General features: G+C 46.0%; 15 protein-coding genes. 7 read left to right on the top strand and 8 right to left on the bottom strand.

The genetic code is table 11. The features are described 5' to 3' along the window. The first annotated feature begins 210 nt into the window (after positions 1 to 210). Together EXU85_RS05875 and EXU85_RS05870 are read left to right on the top strand one after the other, a co-directional pair. Positions 211 to 4,086 (top strand): hypothetical protein, encoded by a 3,876-nt coding sequence (locus EXU85_RS05875; RefSeq protein ID WP_142771179.1) that lies wholly within the window; start codon positions 211 to 213, stop codon positions 4,084 to 4,086. A 246-nt stretch (positions 4,087 to 4,332) separates the two neighbouring features. After that, positions 4,333 to 4,869, top strand: a complete 537-nt coding sequence (locus EXU85_RS05870) for a DUF4468 domain-containing protein (RefSeq protein ID WP_142771178.1) — start codon at positions 4,333 to 4,335, stop codon at positions 4,867 to 4,869. A 13-nt stretch (positions 4,870 to 4,882) separates the two neighbouring features. Here the strand turns inward: EXU85_RS05870 and nth are convergent, their stop codons facing one another. Further along, a complete protein-coding gene (gene nth, locus EXU85_RS05865) occupies positions 4,883 to 5,545 on the bottom strand; it encodes an endonuclease III (protein WP_142771177.1) in 663 nt (220 codons plus the stop codon). A gap of 79 nt (positions 5,546 to 5,624) precedes the next feature. Then, entirely contained in the window at positions 5,625 to 6,926 is a 1,302-nt protein-coding gene (locus EXU85_RS05860) for an OmpA family protein (RefSeq protein ID WP_142771176.1), read from the bottom strand. Between the two features lie 492 nt (positions 6,927 to 7,418). Between EXU85_RS05860 and EXU85_RS05855 the strand changes: the two genes are divergently transcribed. Together EXU85_RS05855 and EXU85_RS05850 are read left to right on the top strand one after the other, a co-directional pair. Further along, positions 7,419 to 10,490, top strand: a complete 3,072-nt coding sequence (locus EXU85_RS05855; RefSeq protein WP_142771175.1) for a TonB-dependent receptor — start codon at positions 7,419 to 7,421, stop codon at positions 10,488 to 10,490. 49 nt (positions 10,491 to 10,539) lie between these two features. Beyond that, positions 10,540 to 11,889 (top strand): RagB/SusD family nutrient uptake outer membrane protein, encoded by a 1,350-nt coding sequence (locus EXU85_RS05850; protein ID WP_142771174.1) that lies wholly within the window; start codon positions 10,540 to 10,542, stop codon positions 11,887 to 11,889. A 41-nt stretch (positions 11,890 to 11,930) separates the two neighbouring features. On the opposite strand, the gene EXU85_RS05845 is transcribed toward EXU85_RS05850, so the two are convergent. Continuing rightward, positions 11,931 to 12,923, bottom strand: coding sequence for a cyanophycinase (locus EXU85_RS05845; RefSeq protein WP_168207746.1), 993 nt, complete (start codon positions 12,921 to 12,923; stop codon positions 11,931 to 11,933). Between the two features lie 948 nt (positions 12,924 to 13,871). Between EXU85_RS05845 and EXU85_RS05840 the strand changes: the two genes are divergently transcribed. The 3 genes from EXU85_RS05840 to EXU85_RS05830 all read left to right on the top strand — a co-directional run bounded on the left by EXU85_RS05840 (position 13,872) and on the right by EXU85_RS05830 (position 15,704). Then, the gene (locus tag EXU85_RS05840; protein ID WP_142771172.1) at positions 13,872 to 14,729 is read left to right on the top strand and encodes a glycosyltransferase family A protein; all 858 of its coding nucleotides are present in this window, start codon (positions 13,872 to 13,874) and stop codon (positions 14,727 to 14,729) included. A 502-nt stretch (positions 14,730 to 15,231) separates the two neighbouring features. Then, complete coding sequence (locus EXU85_RS05835; protein WP_142771171.1) at positions 15,232 to 15,450, top strand: hypothetical protein; 219 nt, start codon at positions 15,232 to 15,234, stop codon at positions 15,448 to 15,450. Then, complete coding sequence (locus EXU85_RS05830) at positions 15,447 to 15,704, top strand: type II toxin-antitoxin system RelE/ParE family toxin (RefSeq protein ID WP_246859440.1); 258 nt, start codon at positions 15,447 to 15,449, stop codon at positions 15,702 to 15,704. The genes EXU85_RS05835 and EXU85_RS05830 overlap by 4 nt, the downstream gene beginning before the upstream one ends. Before the next feature lie 150 nt (positions 15,705 to 15,854). Here the strand turns inward: EXU85_RS05830 and EXU85_RS05825 are convergent, their stop codons facing one another. From EXU85_RS05825 to EXU85_RS05805, 5 genes are read right to left on the bottom strand one after another with little or no spacing between them, the layout of a single operon-like run. Next, complete coding sequence (locus EXU85_RS05825; protein ID WP_142771170.1) at positions 15,855 to 18,230, bottom strand: M43 family zinc metalloprotease; 2,376 nt, start codon at positions 18,228 to 18,230, stop codon at positions 15,855 to 15,857. A 4-nt stretch (positions 18,231 to 18,234) separates the two neighbouring features. Further along, entirely contained in the window at positions 18,235 to 18,729 is a 495-nt protein-coding gene (locus EXU85_RS05820; RefSeq protein WP_142771169.1) for a hypothetical protein, read from the bottom strand. Positions 18,730 to 18,759: 30 nt separating this feature from the next. Beyond that, positions 18,760 to 19,590 carry a hypothetical protein gene (locus EXU85_RS05815; protein ID WP_142771168.1) on the bottom strand — a complete coding sequence of 277 codons (831 nt, stop codon included), beginning with the start codon at positions 19,588 to 19,590 and terminating at the stop codon, positions 18,760 to 18,762. A gap of 22 nt (positions 19,591 to 19,612) precedes the next feature. Further along, on the bottom strand, positions 19,613 to 20,962 hold the full coding sequence (locus tag EXU85_RS05810) for a RagB/SusD family nutrient uptake outer membrane protein (RefSeq protein WP_142771167.1): 1,350 nt from the start codon (positions 20,960 to 20,962) through the stop codon (positions 19,613 to 19,615). Positions 20,963 to 21,012: 50 nt separating this feature from the next. Continuing rightward, positions 21,013 to 24,054, bottom strand: coding sequence for a TonB-dependent receptor (locus tag EXU85_RS05805; protein WP_142771166.1), 3,042 nt, complete (start codon positions 24,052 to 24,054; stop codon positions 21,013 to 21,015). Positions 24,055 to 24,267: the final 213 nt, after the last annotated feature.

Here is a 24,267-nt window from a genome sequence, read left to right as displayed (position 1 = left end):
TACACTCGGCACAGCCAAGCGTGAACAGAGCGTGAACAACTGGCGCGAACGAAGAACGTTCACGCTATCGAGGAAGCACCTAACAAGTCCTTGATTTATAGATTCCTGCACTTAAATTAACAGCATGAGCTAAACTCATTATATTGATAGTTAGTTAACAGTACCAACTACCTACCTCAAAGTTCTACCATCCTACTCACGAATAGACTTATGAAGTTGTCGTCAAAAAGCTGGGTAAAACTACTTCTTGTGGTAGCGGCAGTCCCCCTTTTAGCGGCAGGTGTCGTGTATTTTGTGCTGGTGAATAATTTAAAAGACGTAATCACCTACGCCATTGATAAAGAAACAAAGGGGGGCTATACCTTCCAGAGTAAGGACCTAAACCTGTCTATTTTAAGCAGAACCGTTACAATAAATGGCCTGGTCTTTGCCCGGAAAGACACCACGAACGTACCGTCTTATTACACAGTCAAAATTCCCAATGCTTATTTATCCATTGAATCCTGGCAGGAACTCCTGCTAAACAAGAAGTTATTAGTCGATAGTTTTTCTGTTTCCAGGCCCGAGGTTGTCGTTCATGATTATCGCATCCATTCAAAAAGCCACAATCAAACCCGTTTTCATACATCGAGTATTCTCGAGAATCTTCAAAAAACCCTGGACCATTTACATGCGAAATCATTCAACATTCAGGGTGGATCGTTCGCATTGATCAAACGAAATTCGTCAGGCCCGTTCGTCATTAAAGATATCAACCTGATCGTTCACAATTTCTCTAAGCTTGATAATGATAACCGGCGGGTGTTGGGCTCCGATCACATTGAGGTATCGCTGGGCAAGCAACAATGGGTGTTATCCGACGGAAAAAATACGCTAAGCTTTCGGGGATTGCGCTTTGCCAGCGCTACGCAGCTATTTGAAATAGATTCGGTTCATTTCCGCAAACCCGCTACTGCCCAAAAAGGGGAGATGAGTTTGCGGGCCGAGAAGTTCTTCTTCAACTCAAGGCATTTACCTGCCGTGTACCAGAAAGGTGAATTGTGGCTCGATACCCTCATTTGCGTCAGACCCGTACTCACCTTGCCGATTGAAAGTCGGAAAGAGCAGATAACCGATACGAGTGGCACAATTCACGCGAACATCAAAACCCTGTTCAAAACCGTAACGATTGGCTACACACGGGTACAGGATGGCGAAATCTTACTGGCGAGTAAGTCGAACCCGGCCTCCAGGAGTGGCACGCAGAAAGCGAACCTGACCATTTATAATCTGACGCTCAATCAACAAAGTGACCACTCGCTTACCACGGATAGCGTTAACCTGAGCTTACGTAATATTGCTTTTTTTTCGCCCGATAGCCTGTTCAAAATCGGGGTTGAATCGTTTCAGGTGCTCAAGAAAGACCTCATTTTCAGGAATGTACTCTATGGCACTACGTCCCGAAAACTAACCGGCAAAGGCTTGACTTTCAAAGCCCCACTGCTGCATCTACACAATATTAGCTTTGAAGATTTGATGCAGAAGCGACTTGTGGCTACTGCTGCCGAACTGGTTCAACCAAGCATTGCGATCCTGGCTACCCCCAAAGCAGCAGTACACCCAAAGCCATTTGTTGTGGCAACCGCACCACCCAAAAAAGTTGATTTATTCAAGACGTTACACGGTCTGGGCGAGCTTCTCCAGGTAGACAACTTCCGGATTATCAATGCCAATGCGCAGTACAAACTATCGGGCGAGAAGCCGATGGAAGTAAGCATGAAAAATATGAATGCTACCGTTTTGCTGAACGACTTTTTAGTGAGCGATTCGTTGATTGACATGAAGCACGCCATTCCGAACCTGACCGTGGCCAGTGCCCAGTTGCGAACGAAGAAGCTAAACGTTGCCCTGACGAATTATACCCTCTACGGAAAACAACGGTACAACGGCGTTGATAAGGTACAGATGAGCTTCCCCAACGGAACCGCATTGACCGCCAATAACGTGTATTGGGAAGCTTTCGGCTGGGATGCACTTCAGCAATCGAAAGACATCCAGATTGAGTTACTCCGCGTTCATGACTTAGTGGTTGACATGAAAACTACCGCAAAAAAAAGCCTAAGTCCGATCCCTACCCATACATCGGCACACACTCATGAGTCCTTACCGCTACTCCATATTGCCCGGTTAATGGCCGACCACCTAACGCTGAATGCTGCTTTACCCCGACAAATGCGGGCGGGTTTTCAGGGGTCGGCAATACGTATCGATAGTCTGACAACGGAAACGGACTACTTTAGCTGGAATCAGATCAGCGGCAAATTGACTGATCTCTATCTTAATCAGCCAAGTACTAAACAGGTTTCAATTGCCCAGGCAGAGCTAAATAGCCAGCAAATCACTACGCTGACCAACGTGCGTTACACAGACAATAGTCCGGGCAAAAAACTCGAACTTGCTCTGCCTCAGCTCCGGGTGGTGGCCCCATTTAAGTCGACTGATTTTTCAACAATTCGTCTGCAATCAGTCTACCTTGAGCGCCCGGAACTAACCCTGATTACAGAAGGCATATCAAAAACCGAACGTCCAGCCAGTGTTTTTTCTATTCCATTTACATTTACGTTGCATGAATTGGTCGTTGACGCGGCTAAGGTTGATTACCTCAACAAAAAAGAGGGGGATTCCGTGAGCGTACGAACGGTGGTTGATGTAGATGCAAAAGGGCTATATGGTGCTAAACAGGAAGCCCTTACGTTTGCGTCTTTACAAGTAACGCCAAGTGCTATAACGCTTGCCAGCCCCCAATTAAGGACGGTAGTCCCGTCTGCCTCCGTACAGCTAACGAACGGCAGATTATCGGCTACAAAGGCGGGGAAACCAATTCTGGTCGGCGATTTGCACGCAAGCCTTGCCGCTACCGACTTGCATCCGGTGCTCAGATCAAAAAAAGCGGCCCCTCCCAGTGAGCTTACCGTTGGTCACGTTAAAGCGACGGTTGATTTTCCGGATTTTAGCTGGACAGCAGGCAAAAAAATAGCCTGGTCAACCTGGATGAACCATACAAATCTGGCCATTACAGACGCTTTACTTCAAAGACCTTCCACTACATTTCAGGCCGGAAATGTAAACTGGACACCTAAAAACGCCCGTCTGCAACTCAATAACTTCCAGATAACTCCGACAATGCCTCAGGAGGAGTTTATGGCACCACCACATTTTCAGGCCGATTATATTACCGTAAAAGGCGATGAAGCTCAATTGAACGGGCTGAATATGGCCCAATGGCGTCGCGATTCGACTATCGCCATTCAGCATATTGTTGTTAAAAACGTGACGACGGATGTATCGCGGGATAAACGATTGCCCGATCCAGACTTTATGCCAGAAAAGTTAATGCCTACCCGATTAATGAGTCGGGTTAACATACCCTTTCAGATTGATTCGATTTCAGTCATCAACAGCAATGTTATTTACCACGAGACCTCCAAATTGACGAACCGAGTGAGTAACGTACCGTTGATGAACATCAATGGGGTGCTGAAAAACATTACCAATCGCCCAAGAAAAACGACCGACAGTTTAGTGCTTAGGGCCAGTACTAAACTACTGGGACTAAACATCAATCGGCTGACTTACCGGGAATCCTACGGCGATTCGCTGGCGGGTTTTCATATGCTGCTCAACACATCGGATGTACACCTTTCTGAAATGAGCTCAATAACAAACCCGATGATAGCCGCAAATCTGGACGGGGGGTACGTGCAGCCCATCACGGCCCGGGTTGTGGGCAACCGATATGCATCGGTAGGCAACATGCACTTTTATTATAAAGATTTAAAAATCAGCCTGCTCGCTCCTGCTGATACAACAAAAAAAACGCTGTTAATCAAATTAAAGAACTTCGTTATCGGCAAGGTTTTACGCAAGAAAAACGAAGCCGATTCGCGTATTTTCTATGATCGTGATCCGCAGACCTTTATTTTCGGCTACTGGATTAAAACGATGACGAGTGGAATATTGACTAGTATTGGTGTGAAGGGAAATAAAAAATACCGCGCTAATTATTTAAAATTGAGCCAGCAACGCCCGTTGCCTGTTGACGAATAAAGCTGTAGTGCCGACCGTCCCGGTCGGTCGTGTAATGCTGCATTTCTCTACAACCGGGACGATTGGCACGACAAAAGCACCATCTGTATAGAGCCATTATAAAGAGCAAATACCAAACCTATAGTTACTAATTTCCTCTCAACTGGCGGATTTTCACTATTATCAAATCCCTATCGGTCTTATCTTCGCATTCGCTTTTGGCAGGCTGTGCAATAGACCTGTTCATAAACTCGAAGTCAATTCTCTATGAAGTATTTGATCATCCTCACCTTGTTTTTATCACGTAGTGCATTCGCGCAGCTCCGATTGCCAACCAATGAAACAGGCCAGGTTCAATATCAGGAAATCGTACGTGTACCAGACGCTAAATTGCCAGCCCGGCAACTGATGAGGCAGCTTCATGATTGGGCCGAATACTATTATGCGGCAGAACCAACTGCCGAACAGCAATACGATCCAGAACATAATATCCAGTTTATCAAGGCAACCTACCGGATTGATGATCAGGCTGTTCGCTACACCCTTACAATTGAAGCTAAGTTTGGTCGCTACCGTGCTACCATTACCGACTTGATTGCCGAAAGCAAAGGCATCAGTGTGCCGGTCAGAACAACCAGCAGCACAGCCGATGAACTGGAACGGGCAGCTGGGGGCAAAATCACGAACCGGAAATTAATTGAGCAGGCCGCTCGCCAACAAGCCGAATTATATCAAAAAATTGACAAATCCTGCCGCGATACCTTAGCCAATCTGAAACAGTTTTTAACAACCTTGCAGAAATAGGTTTTTGGCTAACCTACCGATGGCGCTCCACACCTACCTGCTCACACCAGGGCAGTACGGGGCAGGTTGAACAATGAGGCAATGTACCCGTGCAGATATGCTTACCAAATGGCATCAACAGTCGGTTGATGTTTATCCATTGTTCACGCGGAACCCGCTCTTCCAATACCTTCAGCGTTTGTTCGGGTTGTTTGGTATGCACATAGCCCCAACGGTTTACAACTCGATGAACGTGAATATCGACGCTGATAGCCGCCTGTCCTGTGGCAACACCCAATGCCAGATTAGCACACTTTGGCCCAACGCCTTTCAGGGAAATTAACGTAGCGAAATCAGCAGGGAGACTTCCCCCAAATTCATTCATGATGCGGTCGGCAATGCCATGCAGGGTATAGGCTTTCTGGTCGGGGTAGGTAGTGCCGTACAGTAATTGCGTTAAGGTTGGGATGTCGATGGCAAGAAGTTGTTCGGGCGTTCGAGCCTGCTCGAACAAACGTAAGGAGACAGGAATCGTGGTTTCATCGAGCGTTCGTATAGACACGATACAGGAGATCAGTTGCTCGAACAGGGTGTTGTAGCCCCGTTCAAACAGATCGAACATAGCCGCTTTTGGATACGGCCGGATGGCTTCGTCAATATGCGCCAGAACAACGTTGAGGTCGAAGGTAGGTTTCATGTATACTTAAACGCAAAGGGCGCAAAGATGGCGCAGAGATCGCAAAGATTTTTTCTCTGCGTTCTTTGCGTTTGAACTATTATATCTTCACGATGACCATTTCAACCCGGCGATTTTCGGCTCGTTCCTTCAGGCTTTTGTTGGTATTGATGGGGCGCGAAGGGCCATACCCAACGGTTTCGATACGGCCTGCACTGATGCCTTTACTAACCAGATATCGCTTCACCTCATTGACCCGATTGCGCGACAGTTCAACGTTCGCATCAAACTCACCAACAGTATCCGTATGTCCTTCCAGCCGGATTTGCAAGGCCGGATTCGATTGCATCACCGTTACCAGGCGGTCCAGTTCAGGGAACGATTCGGGCTTTAGGTTATATTGGGATATATTGAAATAAATATTCTTCAGGGTGATTTTAGCACCGGCTTCTATGGGCACCAGATTAAAATCACGGTTCACATCAATGCGGTTGGTGGCCAGCGTATCGCTCTGACTAAAGTAACCTTTGGCCGATGCCGTTACCGCATAAACACCCCGTCGCTCAATGGCAATCTTGTAGTTTCCGGTTGGGCTACTACTCCGTATGGAATCAGCCGGTTCATCGCCCGACGCTTCGGCACCGGATAACAACCGATACGTGACAGTAGCTACAATTGGCTGTTTCGTTTTAGCGTCGCGCGTAGTACCGTTAATCGCAACAGCCACTGGAGCCGGTGCATCCTGTGGTTGGACAGGCTCCGTTGGTTTCGGTGCCTCCTCCGGTGCCCCCAGGCCCGGTGTAGTACGGGGCTTGTAGCGGGGCTGCTGCGGTTTAGGAGGAACAGGTGTTGGTGCTTTCGGTGTACGTTGCGAGTACTTGTCTTTCCGGGGTGGATTAATGATGTGTACGCCCCAGAAATTGAAACAGATATACCCTTTACTGTCCCGGCATTCAAACAAATCGAACGTTGTATAACCTGGGTCTATTCGTTCAAAATAAGCCACAAAATCAACGCGTTCACCAGGTTTAACCCGTCGGCGTGTTTCGCCGGGAATATTTTCTGCCCGAATGAATTTGTAGGAACGTTCGCCCTGATTTACGTACAAACGTGATGTGGGTTGAAAACCAATGTTGTTTGTTGATTCGATTGATCCGCCCTGACCTCCTCCATTTGGCGCGGGAATTGGAAACGGCCATGATTTTCCCAGCGAACGTGGTAACTGGGGAGCTTCGAATTTCATGTAAATGACCGTGTATTGATCCGTCAGCTCAACGCGCTTGATGCTAACATCGGCATCGTTAATGTCGTCAATGCGTGGGCTTTCGGTTGTGTACTGCACCTGTGCACGCAAGCCCGTTACGAATAGCAGAAGGAATAGAGTGAACAGCTTAAATTTCATCGTTGTTTGAGTTTACTGATGTACCAGTAACGATTAGACAACAACTCCTGTTTCACCGTTTAATACCTATTTTAAAAAGTCCTGAATCAGCTACTATGTAATCGAAAATTATAGGAATCTACTAAAAAACAGTACGGCGCAGGAAAAGTTATATAGGCTAGTTCATCTTTAATCCTAATCAATTCTACTTAGGTATTTTTGTCAAATCTTACTTAAGTATTGTAAACATTAGCTACTTTTCAGATTATTAAGCAGTATCTCAGTAAATAATTAATATAATTTTTTCAACAATAGCCTCACCAAATCTTTATCACTATAACCAGGCTTTAAGGTCATTTTTTAAGTATTTTATTTCATATACAGCTTATTTGTTTATGAATTATTCTAGTATATAACCTATAACATACTTAGCCACTCCGTTTAATGTCATTTTAATTCACATTGAATATTGTACTTTTGCAGTTATTACTACTTTTTTTCATTAACAACATTATGGGAAAACTCTTACAAATCAGCTTCCTGCTTCTTCTGACAGCATGGGGAGCGTATGCCCAAAATCAGGCGATTTCGGGTAGGGTCACGTCGTCTGACGATAACACTGGCTTACCAGGGGTATCCGTCACTATAAAAGGTAGCACACAGGGAACGCTCACCGATGCAACGGGTAATTATCGGCTATCGGCAGGCAGCAACGCTACACTCGTTTTCAGCTTTATTGGTTTCTCAACTGTCGAAGAAGTTGTCAGCAACCGGTCGGTAATTGATGTACAATTGAAGACTGACGTACGCAATTTGAATGAAGTTGTTGTTACGGGGTATGGTCAGCAAATTAAGCGGGATTTGACCGGTAACATCGCCAAAGTGCGGGCTGCCGATATTCAGGATCAACCGGTAACAACCTTCGACCAGGCGCTCCAGGGGAAAGCAGCTGGTGTTCAGATTAACTCAGGTTCCGGAAAATTGGGGCAGGGGATTCAGGTGCGGGTGCGGGGTCAATCGTCGGTATCGGCGTCGAACCAACCGCTTTATGTAGTTGACGGCACGCCCGTTACAACGGATAACCTGAGTTTTAACAGTGCCTCCACCAACCCACTGGCCGATATTAACCCACAGGATATTGAGTCGGTCGATATTCTAAAAGATGCATCGGCGGGTGCTATTTATGGTGCGCGTGCTGCCAATGGAGTCGTGCTTATTACCACCAAGCGCGGGAAGGCAGGTCGTACGAACATTACCTTTGGCGCCCAGTATGGTTCAAGTAAACCCACGAACAAACTGCAATTTCTGAATACGGATCAGTACGTTAAGTTTTACAACCAGGCAGCAGCAAACTCGGATCGGATTGAAGGTCTTGATCAAAGTGATCCAGACTCTTATACATCCTATATGAAGGGATTCTACGAAACGCAGGGCCTTGGCACCTATGGCACACCAACGCAGGTGAGCACAAACTGGGGTGATCTGGCCTATCAGGATGCCCCTTATCAGCAATATGACATTAACCTAAATGGCGGGAATGAAAAAACTACTTTCTACCTATCGGGCCAGTTGTTAGACCAAAAGGGTATTCTGGTTGGCAATGCGTTGCAACGGTATTCGGGTCGGCTTAACCTGGATCATAAAGTATCGGATCGGCTTCGGGTAGGTTTTAACACTGGGCAGACCCGCACGTTCAATCAGCGCATTTCGGCTGATAATCAGTTTGATAACCCTATGCAAATGGTGGCGTTGCCGCCAATGACACCCGCCACGGATCCAACCACGGGCCTACCCGTTGGTACCCCTCCCGGCGATCTGAGCATACCGGTCTATTACAACCCGTTAATTAACATCGGCAATGCCTATTTTAACACAACGGTGTATCGCAGCATCAGTAACGTATACGGCCAGTTACAGATTATCAAAGGGTTGTCCTTCCGTACTGAGTTTGGCCTGGACGTGCTTAACCAACAGGAAGAGCTGTATTACAACAGCAAAACGCAACGCAATTTCAGTGCACCACAGGGTATTGGGCAAAACCGTTACGTTCGGGTAGAGAATTACACGACCAACAATTTCTTCACCTACAATACGCTATTCGGCCGCAGTCAACTCGATCTGACGGCGGGTATGTCGTATCAGCAATCGCAGCAGAAAACCAACTTTACGGAGGGGCGGGATTTCCCATCGGATGCGTATCGCCAGATTGCCAGTGCTGCCCGTAAAACGGATGGTAGTTCTACCCAGACCGATTATCGCTTTCTGTCGTACTTTGCGCGGGCCAACTATAAATTCTCGGACCGGTACCTGGTGGGATTGAGTGCCCGTGTCGATGGTTCGTCACGCTTTGGTAAAAACAGCCGGTATGGTTTCTTTCCAGCCGTTTCAGCAGGTTGGGTACTATCGGAAGAAGATTTCCTGAAGAATAACAGCACGATCAGCTTTCTGAAACTCCGTTCCAGCTACGGGCAAACGGGTAACGCTGAAATCCAGAATTTTCCCCAGCTAGGCTTGTTCACCGGTGATGCCAGTTACGGTACGCTGCCCGGTCAGCGCCCATCGCAGTTGGCTAATCCCGATTTGAAGTGGGAAACAACCAACCAGTTCGACATTGGACTTGACTTCGGTATTCTGAACAATCGAATCAACGGGGAAATCGACTACTACAATAAGCAAACGTCCGGCCTGTTGCTGAGCGTAAACGTACCAGGTACAACGGGCTTTGCTACACAATTCCGCAACGTAGGTAGTCTGGAGAATAAAGGGTTCGAGATTGTACTGAACAGTGAGAACCTGACGGGTGCTTTCCGTTGGACCACGAGCTTCAACGCGGCTATCAACCAGAATAAGATCACCAATCTACAGTCACAGATTATTGAAGGAGGTATCAACGCCATGAGCCGTGCTGTTGAAGGTCAACCTCTGGGTGTGTTCTTTACGCAGGAATATGCGGGTGTTGATCCAGCCAATGGGGACGCGCTATGGTACAAAAACACGACGAATGCCGATGGCACCCTGGATCGCACAACAACCAACACCTATAGTCAGGCACAGCGGGTGGTTGTAGGTAGCCCACTACCGAAATGGACGGGAGGTATCACGAACACCTTCACCTACAAAGGCATTAGCCTGAGTGTGTTGTTTAATGGCGTATTTGGCAATAAGATCAACTTCTATGGTGTTGGTCGCTACTCGTCGGCTAACGGACGTTTTGAAGATAACCAGACCGTTAACCAGTTGGCCGCCTGGACATCAACGAACACGATTACCGATGTACCAGAAGCTCGCTTGTTCTATAACAACGGTGCCCAATCATCCAGCCGGTTCATTCTGGACGGTTCATTCGTACGGCTGCGTACCGTTACGCTATCGTACAGCCTGCCCAAAGCACTTATCAATAAAGCGAAGTTGACGAACGTTCGTTTGTTTGTAACGGGTCAGAACCTGCTCACGTTCACAAATTATGCCGGTTGGGACCCCGAAGTAAACGCCGATTACATTGTATCGAACATTGCTCAGGGCTATGATTTTTATACCGCTCCTCAGGCACGTACGATCACGGGTGGTATTAACATTGGTTTTTAATCAGCACTTCGGAACAAATTATCAACGACTTTTCAACGCATTTTTTGCTATGAATTCATCCATAAAATATTTGTTATACGCCGGAGCCGTCAGTTTGCTGATTACGGCCTGCGACAACCGCCTGAACGTTGTACCGACTCAGAGTATTGAGCAGAGTCAGGCGTTAAATACAGAACAGGACGTACAAATTACCCTCATTGGCGCTTACGATGGACTTAGTGATGTTAACCTATACGGTGGTGGCATTCAATACATTGGCGATTTAATGGGCGATAACCGAGATGTCCTTTTTGGGGGTACTTACGCTACGATCGACGAAATCTGGCGCAAGACTGTCACGACATCGAACACGGTTACCCGCGATTTCTGGCTGGATGGCTACAATGCCATCAACCGCGCGAACAGCGTCCTATCGGCTCTGGCTAAAGTGGGAGAAACCAACCGGGGCAATACGGAAGGACAAGCCCGTTTTATCAGGGGAGCCCTGTATTTTGAGCTGGTAAAGGCTTTCGGCAAAAGCTGGAATGACGGTACAGCAACGGCCAATCCGGGTGTACCACTGGTGCTGACCCCAACAACCTCAGTAACAGATGTTGACTATCGTGCCCGCAATACAGTTGCTGAAGTATATGCACAGGTGTTAGACGATCTTACAAAAGCAGAAAGCTTGCTACCAGCCGAACAATCGGGCGGAAGTGGTTTTGCCACAAAAGGTGCTGCCGCAGCTATATTGGCCCGCGTTTATCTACAGCAGCAGAACTACACAGCGGCTCGTGATGCCGCCAATCGGGTTATTACCTCAGGCACCTATGCACTGGAAGATAACTTTGCCGATGTATTTAACGACGCCACCAACGAGTCGGAGATTATTTTCAAGGTTATTGTTACAGACCAGGATGGCGCTAACGACCTGAATACGTTCTATGCATCGTCATTGAATCAGGGCCGTGGCGATGTACGGGTACAAACGAAATTCCGGCAGTTGTACGCTACTGGCGATGTGCGGGGTACCTTCTTTAACACGGCTGGACAGAACACCTTTACCAGTAAGTTCAACGATCAGTATGGCGATGTACCCGTCGTTCGACTGGCTGAAATGTACCTGGTTCGTGCGGAAGCTAACCTCCGTTTGGGTACTACTACGGGCGCAACGCCACTTGCCGATGTAAACCTGATTCGCGCGCGCGCCAAGGCCGCTCCCTTAACAACGGTCGATCTGGCAGCCATTCTGCTGGAGCGTCGACTTGAGTTAGCCTTCGAAGGTCAGCAACTTCCTGATATCAAACGCACAGCGGGTACCGTAGGCACAGTGGCTTACAACGCTAACAACCTAGTTCTGCCCATCCCACAACGGGAGATCGACACCAACAAAAAGCTGGTTCAGAATCCAGGATATTAATCGTCAGACTTGGTTCTCAATTAAAAAACGGGCGAATCCACCTATTGGATTCGCCCGTTTTTTGTGCGTACGCTGGCACGGATAAATACCCGCGCCAGCGTGCCCGAATGAACATACCAGTACTCTTTTTTTGCTTTCGTGGTCGGCTGAAACGACGTCAAATTAAACCCTTTGGCACCATCAATCGACCCAGCAATAGTTACTACTTGTACCGCTTTCCCTTTCCGGTTCCAGGATAACGATTGATTTTGCGTACATACCTCAGGTTTCTTCCTAGTCATTTGTAGAAAGTAGGCATTCCCCAGTCCAAACACCATAACGTTTCCATCGGGTGTAACACAAACGGCCGTTTTTTCATCGATGCCAATACCGCGCGGTCGGATAGCCCAATCTGTTGCGGCACGGGCCATAAATGCCAGATGGCGGCCTTGCCGGTTGCGGGCACTGTAATGCATATCGGTTAGAGTATTATCCAGCAGCGGTTGTTTCAAAAAATCATCCCGACGAATATCCACGCGTTTGTCGTAAGGATTCGCCAGGGCTTCTTCGGAGGTCACGCTTCCTTCGATGGCCGAAAAGTAGGTTTGCCCCAGAATACCGCAACCCGCACTCGTCCCTCCTACAACAGCGCCCGCCTTAATACGCTCGTTCACGGCATCGGCGACGGGTGTACCCTGCCAAAAGTTAACGTAATTAGCCTGATCACCACCGGCAAAGAAGATAGCTTCGGCCTGACGAATTTTACGAATAAGGACTGAATCATTTGACGAGGCCCGATCTCTCAACAAAATTGTCTCAACCGAATTAACAGCCTCGCCTAACTTCCGGTAGAGGTACTCATTATACCCATCACTCCCTGATGCCCGAAGAATCAGCACATCGCCACCACCCGACTGTCGCAGAAACCAGCGCATTGCCGCATCAACATCTGTACTTCCACCCGCTAATACCACCCCACCAAGCGGCTGTCGTTTTGCATCAGACGTATCACCTACAATCCAGGATGTATACGAGCGTTTAGGGGCAACAGCCAAATTTGGTTGATTAGGACTGACTAGGACACAGGCGAAAAAACCAAATAGTGTGTTAATTGACTTATTGAGCATATATATAAAAGTAAGGTCAGTCAAACTAACAGCTGTGCTGTTTTTACCTGACTCAGAACCGTTTGTTGATACGCAATGACTAAATGATGGGTGAATACTAGCCCATTATCAAAAGTACTTATCTTCATGGATAAGCCACTGCGCTATAGAGCCTGGACATAGTAATTTTCCCGTCGCATCCCATTCAATGTCTCCGTTTACTTACAACTATAAATTAATACTAATTGAATAGTTTTACAAATAATAGGTTAATCAAAATAGCACAACAACAATAATACTAAAACTATATTATCACAAAAAATAGTAGCAGAAATAAGTCTACATTAAAATCAGGCAGCTATAAATTTCAATATATAATAACAATTTATTTTCACAAGTACCAAAGTGAAAATTCAAATGCATATAAATTTAAATACTTACAATTTAGGTATCTTCTATAGCTATTAATACATAACATTAAAAATATAGCAACCATATATGCAGGTATAATAAAAGTCGACAAATCTACAAATTAACTTATTTATAAATCAGTCAGTAAAATTTATAATTTACTGAATGTAAATCAATTAAGTAACATATTTTCAAAACAATATAATGTAAAAATATAAGACACAAAACCTTCTATTTTATAAACAAAACACCACCTATATCTATAAATTATAGCACTATCTAAGCTATAGAAAACTTTTTATTGCTCATATTTTATAAATTATACAACTAGCTATTTACAGAAATTTTCGACACAATTTACCCATCATGCAAGGCTACTGTAAAAGATAAGTTACGTTCAGCTCACTTAGTAGTCTAATATATATTTTTAGATAAATACCTGCTCAAGCTGATTGAATAGCGCGAGCAAATTCTACCCATATTTTTATGAAAATTCTCTCAAATCCTGAATGGATAAAACAATATGAATATCCATTTCGTAACCTTGATCAAGTTCCACTACACCTGTTCGATTCCATAAATTCGCGTCTTGATGAACGAATTAGTACGAAACCACTCGTGTCTATCATTGTCATAGCCTACAATGAAGAAATTAATATTCTTCGTGCTATAAGTACACTTTCAAGCCTGACTACAGATATTCCATTTGAAATTGTTGCCATCAATAATAACTCAACTGACAAAACACAGGAGACTATCGAGAAACTGCATGTTAAGCGTTTTTTTCAACCTATCCAGGGTTGGGGTCCAGCTCGTCAATTAGGCCAGGAAATGGCAATCGGCAAGTATATCTTGCTAGCAGACGCGGACTGCCTTTATCCACCAAATTGGCTGGATGAAATGATGAAAAAACTTCAACAACCCGATGTAGTCTGTGTTTACGGACGTTATTCCTTTATTGCTTTACCCGAAATACCAAGGTGGCAATTCTTAGTATATGAAACACTGAAAGATGTTATTGCTGAGTTTCGGCACTATAAACGTCCGTATCTTAATTCGTATGGTATCAGTATGGGGTATATACGAGAAGCAGGGTTGAGAGCCGGCTATATTCAGACAAACCTTCGAGGAGACGAAGGCCGGTTGTGTTTTGATATGATGCAATACGGTAGGGTCGTACAAATGAGAACTCGCTCAGCGCGGGTCTGGACAGCTCCCCGCACGTTGCTACGAGATGGCACACTGTGGCAGTGCCTAAAAATACGAATCCATCGGGAGTTAAACCGTGCTTTGTCCTATTTAACACCTCATCCTCCTCACGATACCAAGAAGTCGTTCAATTAAAAAATAGTCGTATTTAGCTACGGCAGCCGTATTTGTAGGATCACCTCTGGAGAAACTAAGCTACTTAGCGGTTCTTTTAAGCTGGTTATATCTTGGGAGTTTCATTTTCTGGAATCCTATGGACATTAGTAATCCTTCATGGATATGAACTATTTACATCCCCTAATCCAGGCATGATAGACAAGAATCACTAGTTTATTGGCTCCAGTACATTCTTTCTGGTTAGTTCAGCTCAACTATTTTTTACCGCTTCACCACCCGCATCCTAAACGCCTGCTCCCCCTATACTTATTTCGACAAAATACACGCCGGATGCAGCAGTTCTGAGATCAAGTGATTGGTAAAAGGTGTCGGTCGTTTTCTAACGGCTTTGTGGCAGTAGCTCAGCGTCAGATTATAAATGTCAGGTAGCAAGTCATGCGGAGGGCTTTGGTGACGCTCTCTGAGTATAAGGTTTGTTTGTAGGTAATATGCTTTTACGTTATTTTATAAAACCTCTACAATGGCAACGATAACGTTAGAAATAGACGATAAAAAGCTCAAGTTCTTCAAAGACCTTATCAAGCATTTTTCATTTGTCAGAGTTCAGGAAACAGAACTGGACGAAGACACTGATGGAGAGGTCATTACCAATATTCGTAGGGGAGTGAAGGAAATGAGGCAGGTTGAAAAAGGGAAACAGCCAAGCCGCCCAGCCCGCGACTTTTTGACTGAATTATGAGTTATCAGGTCCGGACGATTGACCATTTTGAGCGAGAAGCCAAACGACTGAAGAAGAAGTTCCGTTCGCTGAAAGACGAAATCCATCAGTTGATCAATGACCTGGAAGAGAATCCTTTTCTGGGAACATCAATGCGGGATGGGTTCTATAAAATCAGATTAGGCATAAAATCGAAAAGGCAAAAAAGGTGGAGCAAGAGTTATTACGTGCGTCAAAATAATTGCAGAGATAGTTTATCTGGTTTCTATTTATAACAAATCTGAACAGTCTGATACTTCTGATAATGTGTTAAATAGCCTTCTAGAAGAACTAGCTACTAGCGAAACCCAAGATTGACTTCAACGTATTTTTTGTCTCCAACAATAAAAAGTAAGGGTCGGATTTAATAATCCGACCCTTACTTTTTACTGCTTCACCACCCGTTTCCTAAATACCTGCTCGCCTATACTGATCTCCACAAAATACACACCAGGCGGGGCGGTTTTAAGGTCGATAGATTGCTGGAAGGTATCCGTCGTTTTCTGATGATTTTGCCGTAGCAATTCAGCTCCGTTTACGTTGCGGATGCCTAATAGGAGTGCTCCCCGGAGTGGACTACTGAAGGAGATATTCATCTGCCCATCGCTGGGGTTAGGGTTTACCTGTAAAGCTTGCTCGGCCAGTGGCGTTGTGGCGGTTACAGTTCCCGTTCGCACATTGATGGTCACCACAGCCGATGTGCTGCACAAATCCGTTCCCGAACCCGATACGGTATAGGAGGTGGTTTGCGTTGGAGAGGCCACTACCTGCGCCCCCAGGGTTGAGTTAAGTCCCGTACCTGTCCAGGTGAAAATGCTGGCCCCACGGGCATTGAGCGTTACGGTCTGCCCTGGGTTGATAAAAATGGATGATGCCGCAACCTGTACCGACAATTTCTGCCCAACGCGACCCGTGATATTATGCGCTACGTTCAAGCCCAGACTATCCGCATAGCGGAGCCAGTTTCCCTGACTATTTTGCCGCCAGGAGGTCGCATCCAGCGATTGCCCATTTGCCGTGGTCACCAGGGCAACGGTATCGCCCGAGGCATAAGGCAGCAAAATACCAATATGGAAAGGCAGACCACTAACCGGAACGTTCTTGTCGAACGTAACAGTGGTTGCCCGGTTATTTACCACATCGGCCAGAATATCCTTTAACGGAACATCTTTCTGCCCCAAAATAGCGCCTGGGCCACCCTGAAAACCACGTCCGTTCCATACTGTCACGGTTACTACAGACTCAGTAGTTGCGCCCTTGGCAGCTTTAGCCACACCAAATTTCAGCGATGCTCCTGCCAGATTAGTATAGCTCAGTTTATTGGCAAAGAACTCCGAAACCGCTTGAGTCTTATGGCTATTCTGGCCTGATACATACCCCGTTCCACCGGTTTCGCGCAACACAGTGGGCGTTCCGCTGAAATTAGTTATGTCGGTGCACAAACCCGAGTTCAGTACTTCGATGTATTCGGTACGAACCAGCGCGTCAGAAGTACCAACGGCGTTCGACGTTACCAGGGTTACTTTAAATTTCCCCGGTTGATTATAGATCACTGTCGGGTTTTGATCGGTGGAGGTGGCAGGTGTGCCGCCTTCAAACGTCCAACTCCAGGCGGTTGGAAATCCGTCTGACAAATCGTTAAATTTAACCTGACCACCTAACAATACCAGTTGGTTATCGGTCCGGAAGTTCGATGTGGGACGTGTGGCAACCTGCGTTCCGCACACATTAGACGATAGCAGGCTAAGCCGACGGGGGCTAATAGCCATAACGGCCCGAATGCGGTCTTTTTGGTTGATCGTGAATATATTAAAGCAGGCATCGTTGGAATAATCCATGTAGTTCTGTACCATGTTCGTGGTTCCACAACTTACCCGACCTATCTGACAACCACTGCTCTCCGAAGCCTGAGGGGGTGTATCGGCACAGAAGTCATCACCACAATTGGAATCACCCCAAATGTGGCGCAAACCCAGCCAGTGGCCGGTTTCGTGACTTAATGTCCGACCTAAATTGAAGGGCGACTGAAGTACAGGGAAAGTACCTTTTTCTACACTCCCAAATGCTCTGTAATAGATCACAACTCCATCGGTACTAGCAGGGCCACCAGATGGAATTCCCGGCAGATTCGACTGGACTGGAAACTGTGCATAACCTAACAACTGCCCGTTTATGGATGGGTCACTGATATCAACAACCCATATATTGTAATATTTGTCGGGATTCCAGTAGGTACTGGGCTTCAATACGCCGTCGATGTCATTCTTAGTCCAGTTAGCCCGGTTGCCATTATACCGATCAATACCGGGTTCGGCCAGCGGTTGCCCCTGCTGATTAACGACTGCCGGGCAAAATTCAATCTCGATATCAGCCCCAACCGGGTTATCATTGAAGCCATGCGTACCCACCTTACGTCGGAAATCCTCATTCAAAACGGCTAGTTGTGACTGTACTTGCGCCAGACTGATATTACGGCCCGAACCAACCGTTTCGCCATTGTGAACAACGTGTACAATAACCGGAATGGTAATAACGGTTGCTGCTGGCGCCCGGCCATTGGCCAATTGCTTTTTGAACTCAAGCATTTTCTGCTGCAAAGCCTGTTCAAACTGGTTGAGCGTTCCCAATTGCGGGTATTTCACCCGCAGCAGGCTATCCATTTCCATAGTAGCACACTGCTCAGCCCGTTTAATGGGTGTTTGAGCGTGTAGCGTCTGGTGCAACAGAACGCATAATAAAACGAAGAGTAAACGTCGGAACATACGCCTATTTGGAAGTAGTCGAGTTAAAAGTCACACGGTAACTTGCGTTAATATCGCCAAAGTACAGCTCAATAGTTAATACGGTAGCGGTCAGGTTTTTGATCGTTGCAATATATTTGCCATCAAATAATGGAATATAAAACGTTATGGAAGCCGTTGCGTTGACTATTGTCCAGTCATCAGTCAGGTAGATATCAGGCGCACCTAATTGACATGATGTGGCCCCTTCACTAGCCTCAAGCTTATGCTCAGCATCAGCATAGAACGTAAGTAGATCATCCTTAACACATGGGTCGGCATTGAGCTGAGCCACAGGAATAACACTCGACGCATTACCATCGTCAATAACCTGTAAAGAAACCATTTTCCAGGTTTTCTTGTCGGTGCCCGTCAGCAACTGGCTGTAGGTAGCAGGTTTAGGCTCTATTTTCTCGGAACACCCACCCAGAAGCCATCCAACAACAACCGGAATTAGTACTAATCGTATAGAATGTCGCATAGTCGAAGCTTGTCAAATAGACTCTGTTTTTTACTGGGGAGTGTAGGTTTGCGTATAGCTCACTGTTGTATCTCTAGTACTCGTAAGAGCGAGTTTAAACTGGAGATTCAGCGTAATTACCCGATTACGAGGATTCCAGGCACCGGTTCCTTTCACCGTATCGGTCGAACCAAGATTCGCATTGTTCTGCGTTGGAACCGTGAGTGAATTATCGCCATTATCGATAAACGTCAGCGTTGGTTTAATTGCATCGAATGAGAAAAAAGGAATACCTATATTCCAGTTGCTTAGTACATACTGCTTGCAGTCGGTACTAGTAATAGCAACAGTTGACACGCTATAGTTGCTTGTGCCTATACGGCTAGTACCCGTATAAGATCCACCCAGCAGGCAATCATCCTGAATGGTCAACACCAGCGACTTCCCAATGATATTTTCTTTCCCAAAACCAACCTGTAACGTACTGGGCTGAACTCCAGTGAGGGTAAAGGTGAGCGAGGTCGACTCCAGAATGTTATTGGCATTATTGATCAATTGAACCATGATGTTTCCCTTGCTCGACTTGGCAGGTATAACAACGGTGCCTTTGGTGCCCACAATGGTATATTCTTTCCCTTCACGAGCTGTCCCATTAATTGTATAGGTAATCGTGATGGGCTGATCAAGCTGCGGGCCAACATTGTGTACTTCAATGGCAATGGGCTTGCTGTAGCTTTCCTTATAGGTCACGGTGGTGTCCGTAAAACGAACGAAATAGGGTCCTTCGAAGGTACGGTCAACATCACTTGTTTCACAGGCGAGTATGCCTAGACCAAGCAACATCACCAGTCCAATCAACCCGCTTACTTTATAGTGTCTCATAACTAATACTACGCTTTACGAATTAATATCCTGGATTTTGAGCGCTCTGTAAGGCTGGATTACGCAACGTCTCTGACTGTGGAATTGGCCATAATTCATAGCGACTATTCCAGTTGGGCGAGAAGGCCGACATAACCGCCTGTGCCCGCCCCGTACGAACCAGATCGTACCAGCGATGCCCTTCAAACGCCAGCTCATATTGACGTTCACGCTCAACGGCCAGGAGTACATCAGCCTGAGCAGCAGCCGTAACAGCAATTGCCTTAGCCCGTGTACGCAATACCGTAAGATCTTCGACAGCACTATTGGCACCCACTAATTTGCCCAATTGTGCGCGGGCTTCAGCTCGAATCAGGTACATTTCAGCCAGTCGAAATACAACGATATTTGCATTACCCTCTATAGCTGTGCCGTATTTTTTTACTGTCCAGCCATTGTCAGTTCCCTGCTGCTTTGTCACATCGAAGGCAATGGTCGCTACACGTGTACCCGACTCCGTTGAGTTCAATGCTATAATAATTTGATCAGATGGAATAACTTCCCGACGGCTAACAAACAGCGTATTCAACGTGGCTGGATCGTCATTCTGTGTATAGCCGACTTCAAAAATAGACTCGGCGGTGAAATTCACATTGACGATAGAGTTATAGTCTGGTACCAGTGTGAATTTACCTGAGCTAATCACCTGCGTAGCGTAGGTTTCAGCCTGAGCCCAATTTTTCTGGTACAGATAAAAACGGGCCAATGCTGCCTGAACGACACGCTTCGATAAATAGGCAGCTCCTGTCGATGAATCGTCGGGTAAGTCGGTCAGGGCTACCTGATAGTCGGCCAGTACAGCCGCCAGTACCGTAGCTTTAGCCGTACGGGCAATATTCTGGTTCGTAGCCTGATCAGTTGTGGTTACCAGTGGAATATCGCCAAATGTATAAACTCCATAAAAATTAGCTAATCCACGCAGAAAACGCGCTTCAGCCATTAATACTTTACGGCTATCCGAGGTGATACCCGTTGTTACATTAGGCAGTCGTTCCAGAATAAAGTTAGCCACATAATTGGTTCGGTAAACACCAGCCCAGAATGTAGCAACATCGGAGTTTGTCGACGTAATTTGTTTGGTACCAAACTCCTGGTAAGACGTAAACGTACCATTGTGTTTGATGTTATCAGCCGTAAAATCACCGGCTATGACAACCGACGAGGTCATAGACCGAAACGCACTGTACAACCCAATCCGAACGAGTGGAGCATCAGCCGCCGTTTTCAGTGTCAGATCATCGATCCGGATATCAGTCGGTGTAGGTTCTAACACATCCTTACAGGAGGTTAGTACAGTAAGTGTAAGTATGAAGCAGATTATGTAAGACTTCATTGTAGCTGAAATAAAGAGCGCTTCCGAGCCAGTAGTCGGAATCAAATTAATTAAAACGTTACGGATAAACCTGCACTCATATTTTTCACCTGAGGCAAGGTATTAAAGTCAATACCCTGAGCCGTTGTTGATCCATCTAAGGTGCTAAGCTCTGGATCTGGGCCCGAATACTTTGTAAACGTCCAAACATTGGTAGCAGAAGCAAAAATTCGAACACTGGCTAATTTTACCCGGCTAGTCCATTCCTTCTTTAAGGTATAGCCAACTGTTACGTTTTTCAGGCGTAAGTAAGAGCCATCTTCTACAAATCGACTGCTTAAGTAATCGTTATAGGTATTACCGGATATGTATCGGGGTACACTAGTAATGTCTCCTTCTTTCTGCCATCGTTTCAATGCATCGATACTTTGATTAAACCCAAGTGACGCACCAGTATTAACGGACGTTTGTTTCGTGAGGTTCATCACATGGTTACCATAAGAGAACTGGAAGAAGATACTCACATCGAAGCCCTTATAAGATACTCGGTTTGTGAAGCCCCCGAAGAGTTTAGGCTGTGCATTCCCAATAACCTGGGCATCGTCGGGGGTTATTCGTCCATCCCCATTGTTATCCTGATAGATCGCGTTGCCCGTTGCCGGATCGACGCCCAGGAATTTCAGTCCCCAGAAAGTACCCAACGGTTGCCCCGGCAAGACGACGTTGGTTGCCGTAGCGCCACTAGCCTGATAACCCGCGTAAATAGGCTCGGTGGTTGCTAGTTCAACTACTTTATTCTCATTTCTGGACAGATTCAGGTCTGTACTCCAACGCAGCCCTTTACGATCTATATTGATCGAGTTGATGGTTAATTCAGCCCCTCGATTTGACACTTTACCAATGTTTCCCTGCACCGTACTGAAGCCTGAGGTTAACGGGATGGGCTGATTAAATAAAAGCCGATCTGTCAGGTTACTATACACATCAATAGTGGCGCTTAATCGCCCATTGAAGAAGGAAGCATCAATACCAATATTAGCCTCACGGGTTCGCTCCCACTGTAAGTTGGGGTTAGGCAGCGCTGATGGCCCTAAGCCTGATGAACCACTATAAGTAGTAGCCCCCCAGGTTCCCAGGAATTTAAAATCGCCAATTTGCTCATTCCCGGTAAAGCCGTAACTGGCCCTCAACTTTAGATCATTCAGGAAACCGGTTTTCGACAAAAACTCCTCTTCCGAAATGCGCCAGGCTACTGAGGCTGATGGGAAGAAACCAAATTGCTTATTAGGGCCAAACCGCGATGAACCATCATATCGACCCGTTGCGGTTACTAAATACTTCTCTTTGTAATCGTACTTGACTTCACCAAAGCCAGAAAAAAGTCCACTATACACCAATGTGGAACTTCCTTCATTAACAACCCCAGCCGATGTGATATAGGTAAAGTCATTACTTGGAAAGTATTTCCCGATTACCGATCCGTTTCTATTCGTCCGCTTAATTACCTCCACCCCTCCCAATGCACTGATACGATGTTTTTCATTAATCAGGGTATTGTAGGTCAATGTGTTGGTACTTGTAAAGTTAGCAACCAGACGTGTATCATACTCACCATAACCCTGCTGTCCTATACTCGTAACATATCCACCAGTGGCTGTACCGGTAGGAAAATAAATATCCTCAATAACGCTGTTGTAATCAACATTAGCCTTGGATCGAAAGCGTAGATTAGGCAGGAACTCATATTGTATATAAACACCCCCTAACATTTTTGTTGTTAACACTTGCTGGCGAGGCAGTAAGGCTTCTCCAACTGGATTAAAGTTAGGAAAGCCCGGGTAATTGGCATCAGCAGGTCCATACAGTTGACCTTGTTCATTATAAGGGGAATAATAGGGTAAACTCCGGGTAGCCCCCGAATAAACGCCATCGAGAAAATTATCTCCCCCCACCCGATGGTTAACGGCTCTCGCTACAGTTAAATTCGTACCAAACGACAATTTTGAGTTAGCATTATGATCAATCGACATGGTGCCACTCATCCGACTAAACCGGTTATTCAGCAACACACCTTCTTCGTCCCGATAGTTTCCGCTCAAGTAAAAACGAGTACGTTCATTGCCACCCTGCGCCGAAATCTGGTATTGCTGGTAAATGCCCTTACGCAGTACCATGTCCAGCCAGTTGGTATTAACGCCATCTGTAACACCTTTAATTAAACCTTGCTTATCAGGGTCTTCACCAGCATTGATAACGGCTTCTCGTTGCAATTCCAGTAATTGTGTTGAATTCAGCAAGCTGGGCCGTTTAACTAAATCGGTTGTACCCCGCTGAACATCGGCAGTGATTATTGTTTTCTGATTAGCCTTGCCCCTTTTTGTCGTAATTAAAACAACACCGTTAGCAGCACGCGAACCATAGATTGCCTTTGCCGAAGCATCCTTCAACACTTGTATAGATTCGATGTCGTTCGGGTTGAGTAACGCTAATGCATTATCGTTCTGTCCACCATAGCCATCCGTTGAGGATAAGGCCCCACTCTGTACCTGTACTCCATCTACAATATACAAAGGCCGGTTAGACGCTGAGATTGAGGTATTCCCACGAACCCGAACCGAAATTCCACCACCCGGCGTACCTGACGATTGGGTCACCTGTACACCAGCTGCCTGTCCCTGAAGGGCCTGATCCAGACTGGTAACGGGAAGATCTTTAAATTTTTCGGAAGAAATAGACGCGATCGAGCCTGTAATATCTTTGCGCTGAGTTGTGTTATAACCAGTTACTACAACCTGGCTCAGCTCATTAAGGGCTTCCTGCATGATTACATTCACCACCGAGCGATTGCCCACGGCAACTTCCTGCGTATTAAGCCCAATTGAAGTGAGTACCAGAACGGCATTCCCGTTGGGAACAACAATACTATAGGCTCCATTGGCATCGGTACTAACGCCATTGGTTGTTCCTTTTACAACAATATTTACACCTGGCAGGGTTTGCCCATCCTGAGCTGATGTAACTCTACCCGTTATACGTATACCCTGGGCCAGCAGATAGCCAGGCAGTATAGTCAGGAGGACTGACCAAATAATAATACTGTAAAATTTTCTCATGTATAGGTTATACTCCAAGTAAAAGCTTTTAGGATTGAGATAATCTTAACGGGAAAACAAGATACTGAACGCTTGCGCAAACTACTATTTTTTCAAACGAAAAATTAGCCCTCATCGTATACATTCAACAGCTGACGAAATTACTCTAGTATAATTATCTACTAACAAACCCACAACGGTAGACTATCAATTCCAATTTCGCTGCTGGCGTTT

The organism is Spirosoma sp. KCTC 42546 (assembly GCF_006965485.1).
Classification (GTDB): Bacteria; Bacteroidota; Bacteroidia; order Cytophagales; family Spirosomataceae; genus Spirosoma.
The sequence above is the reverse complement of the archived record's forward strand: the minus strand, read 5'-3'. Positions and strand labels throughout refer to the sequence as shown.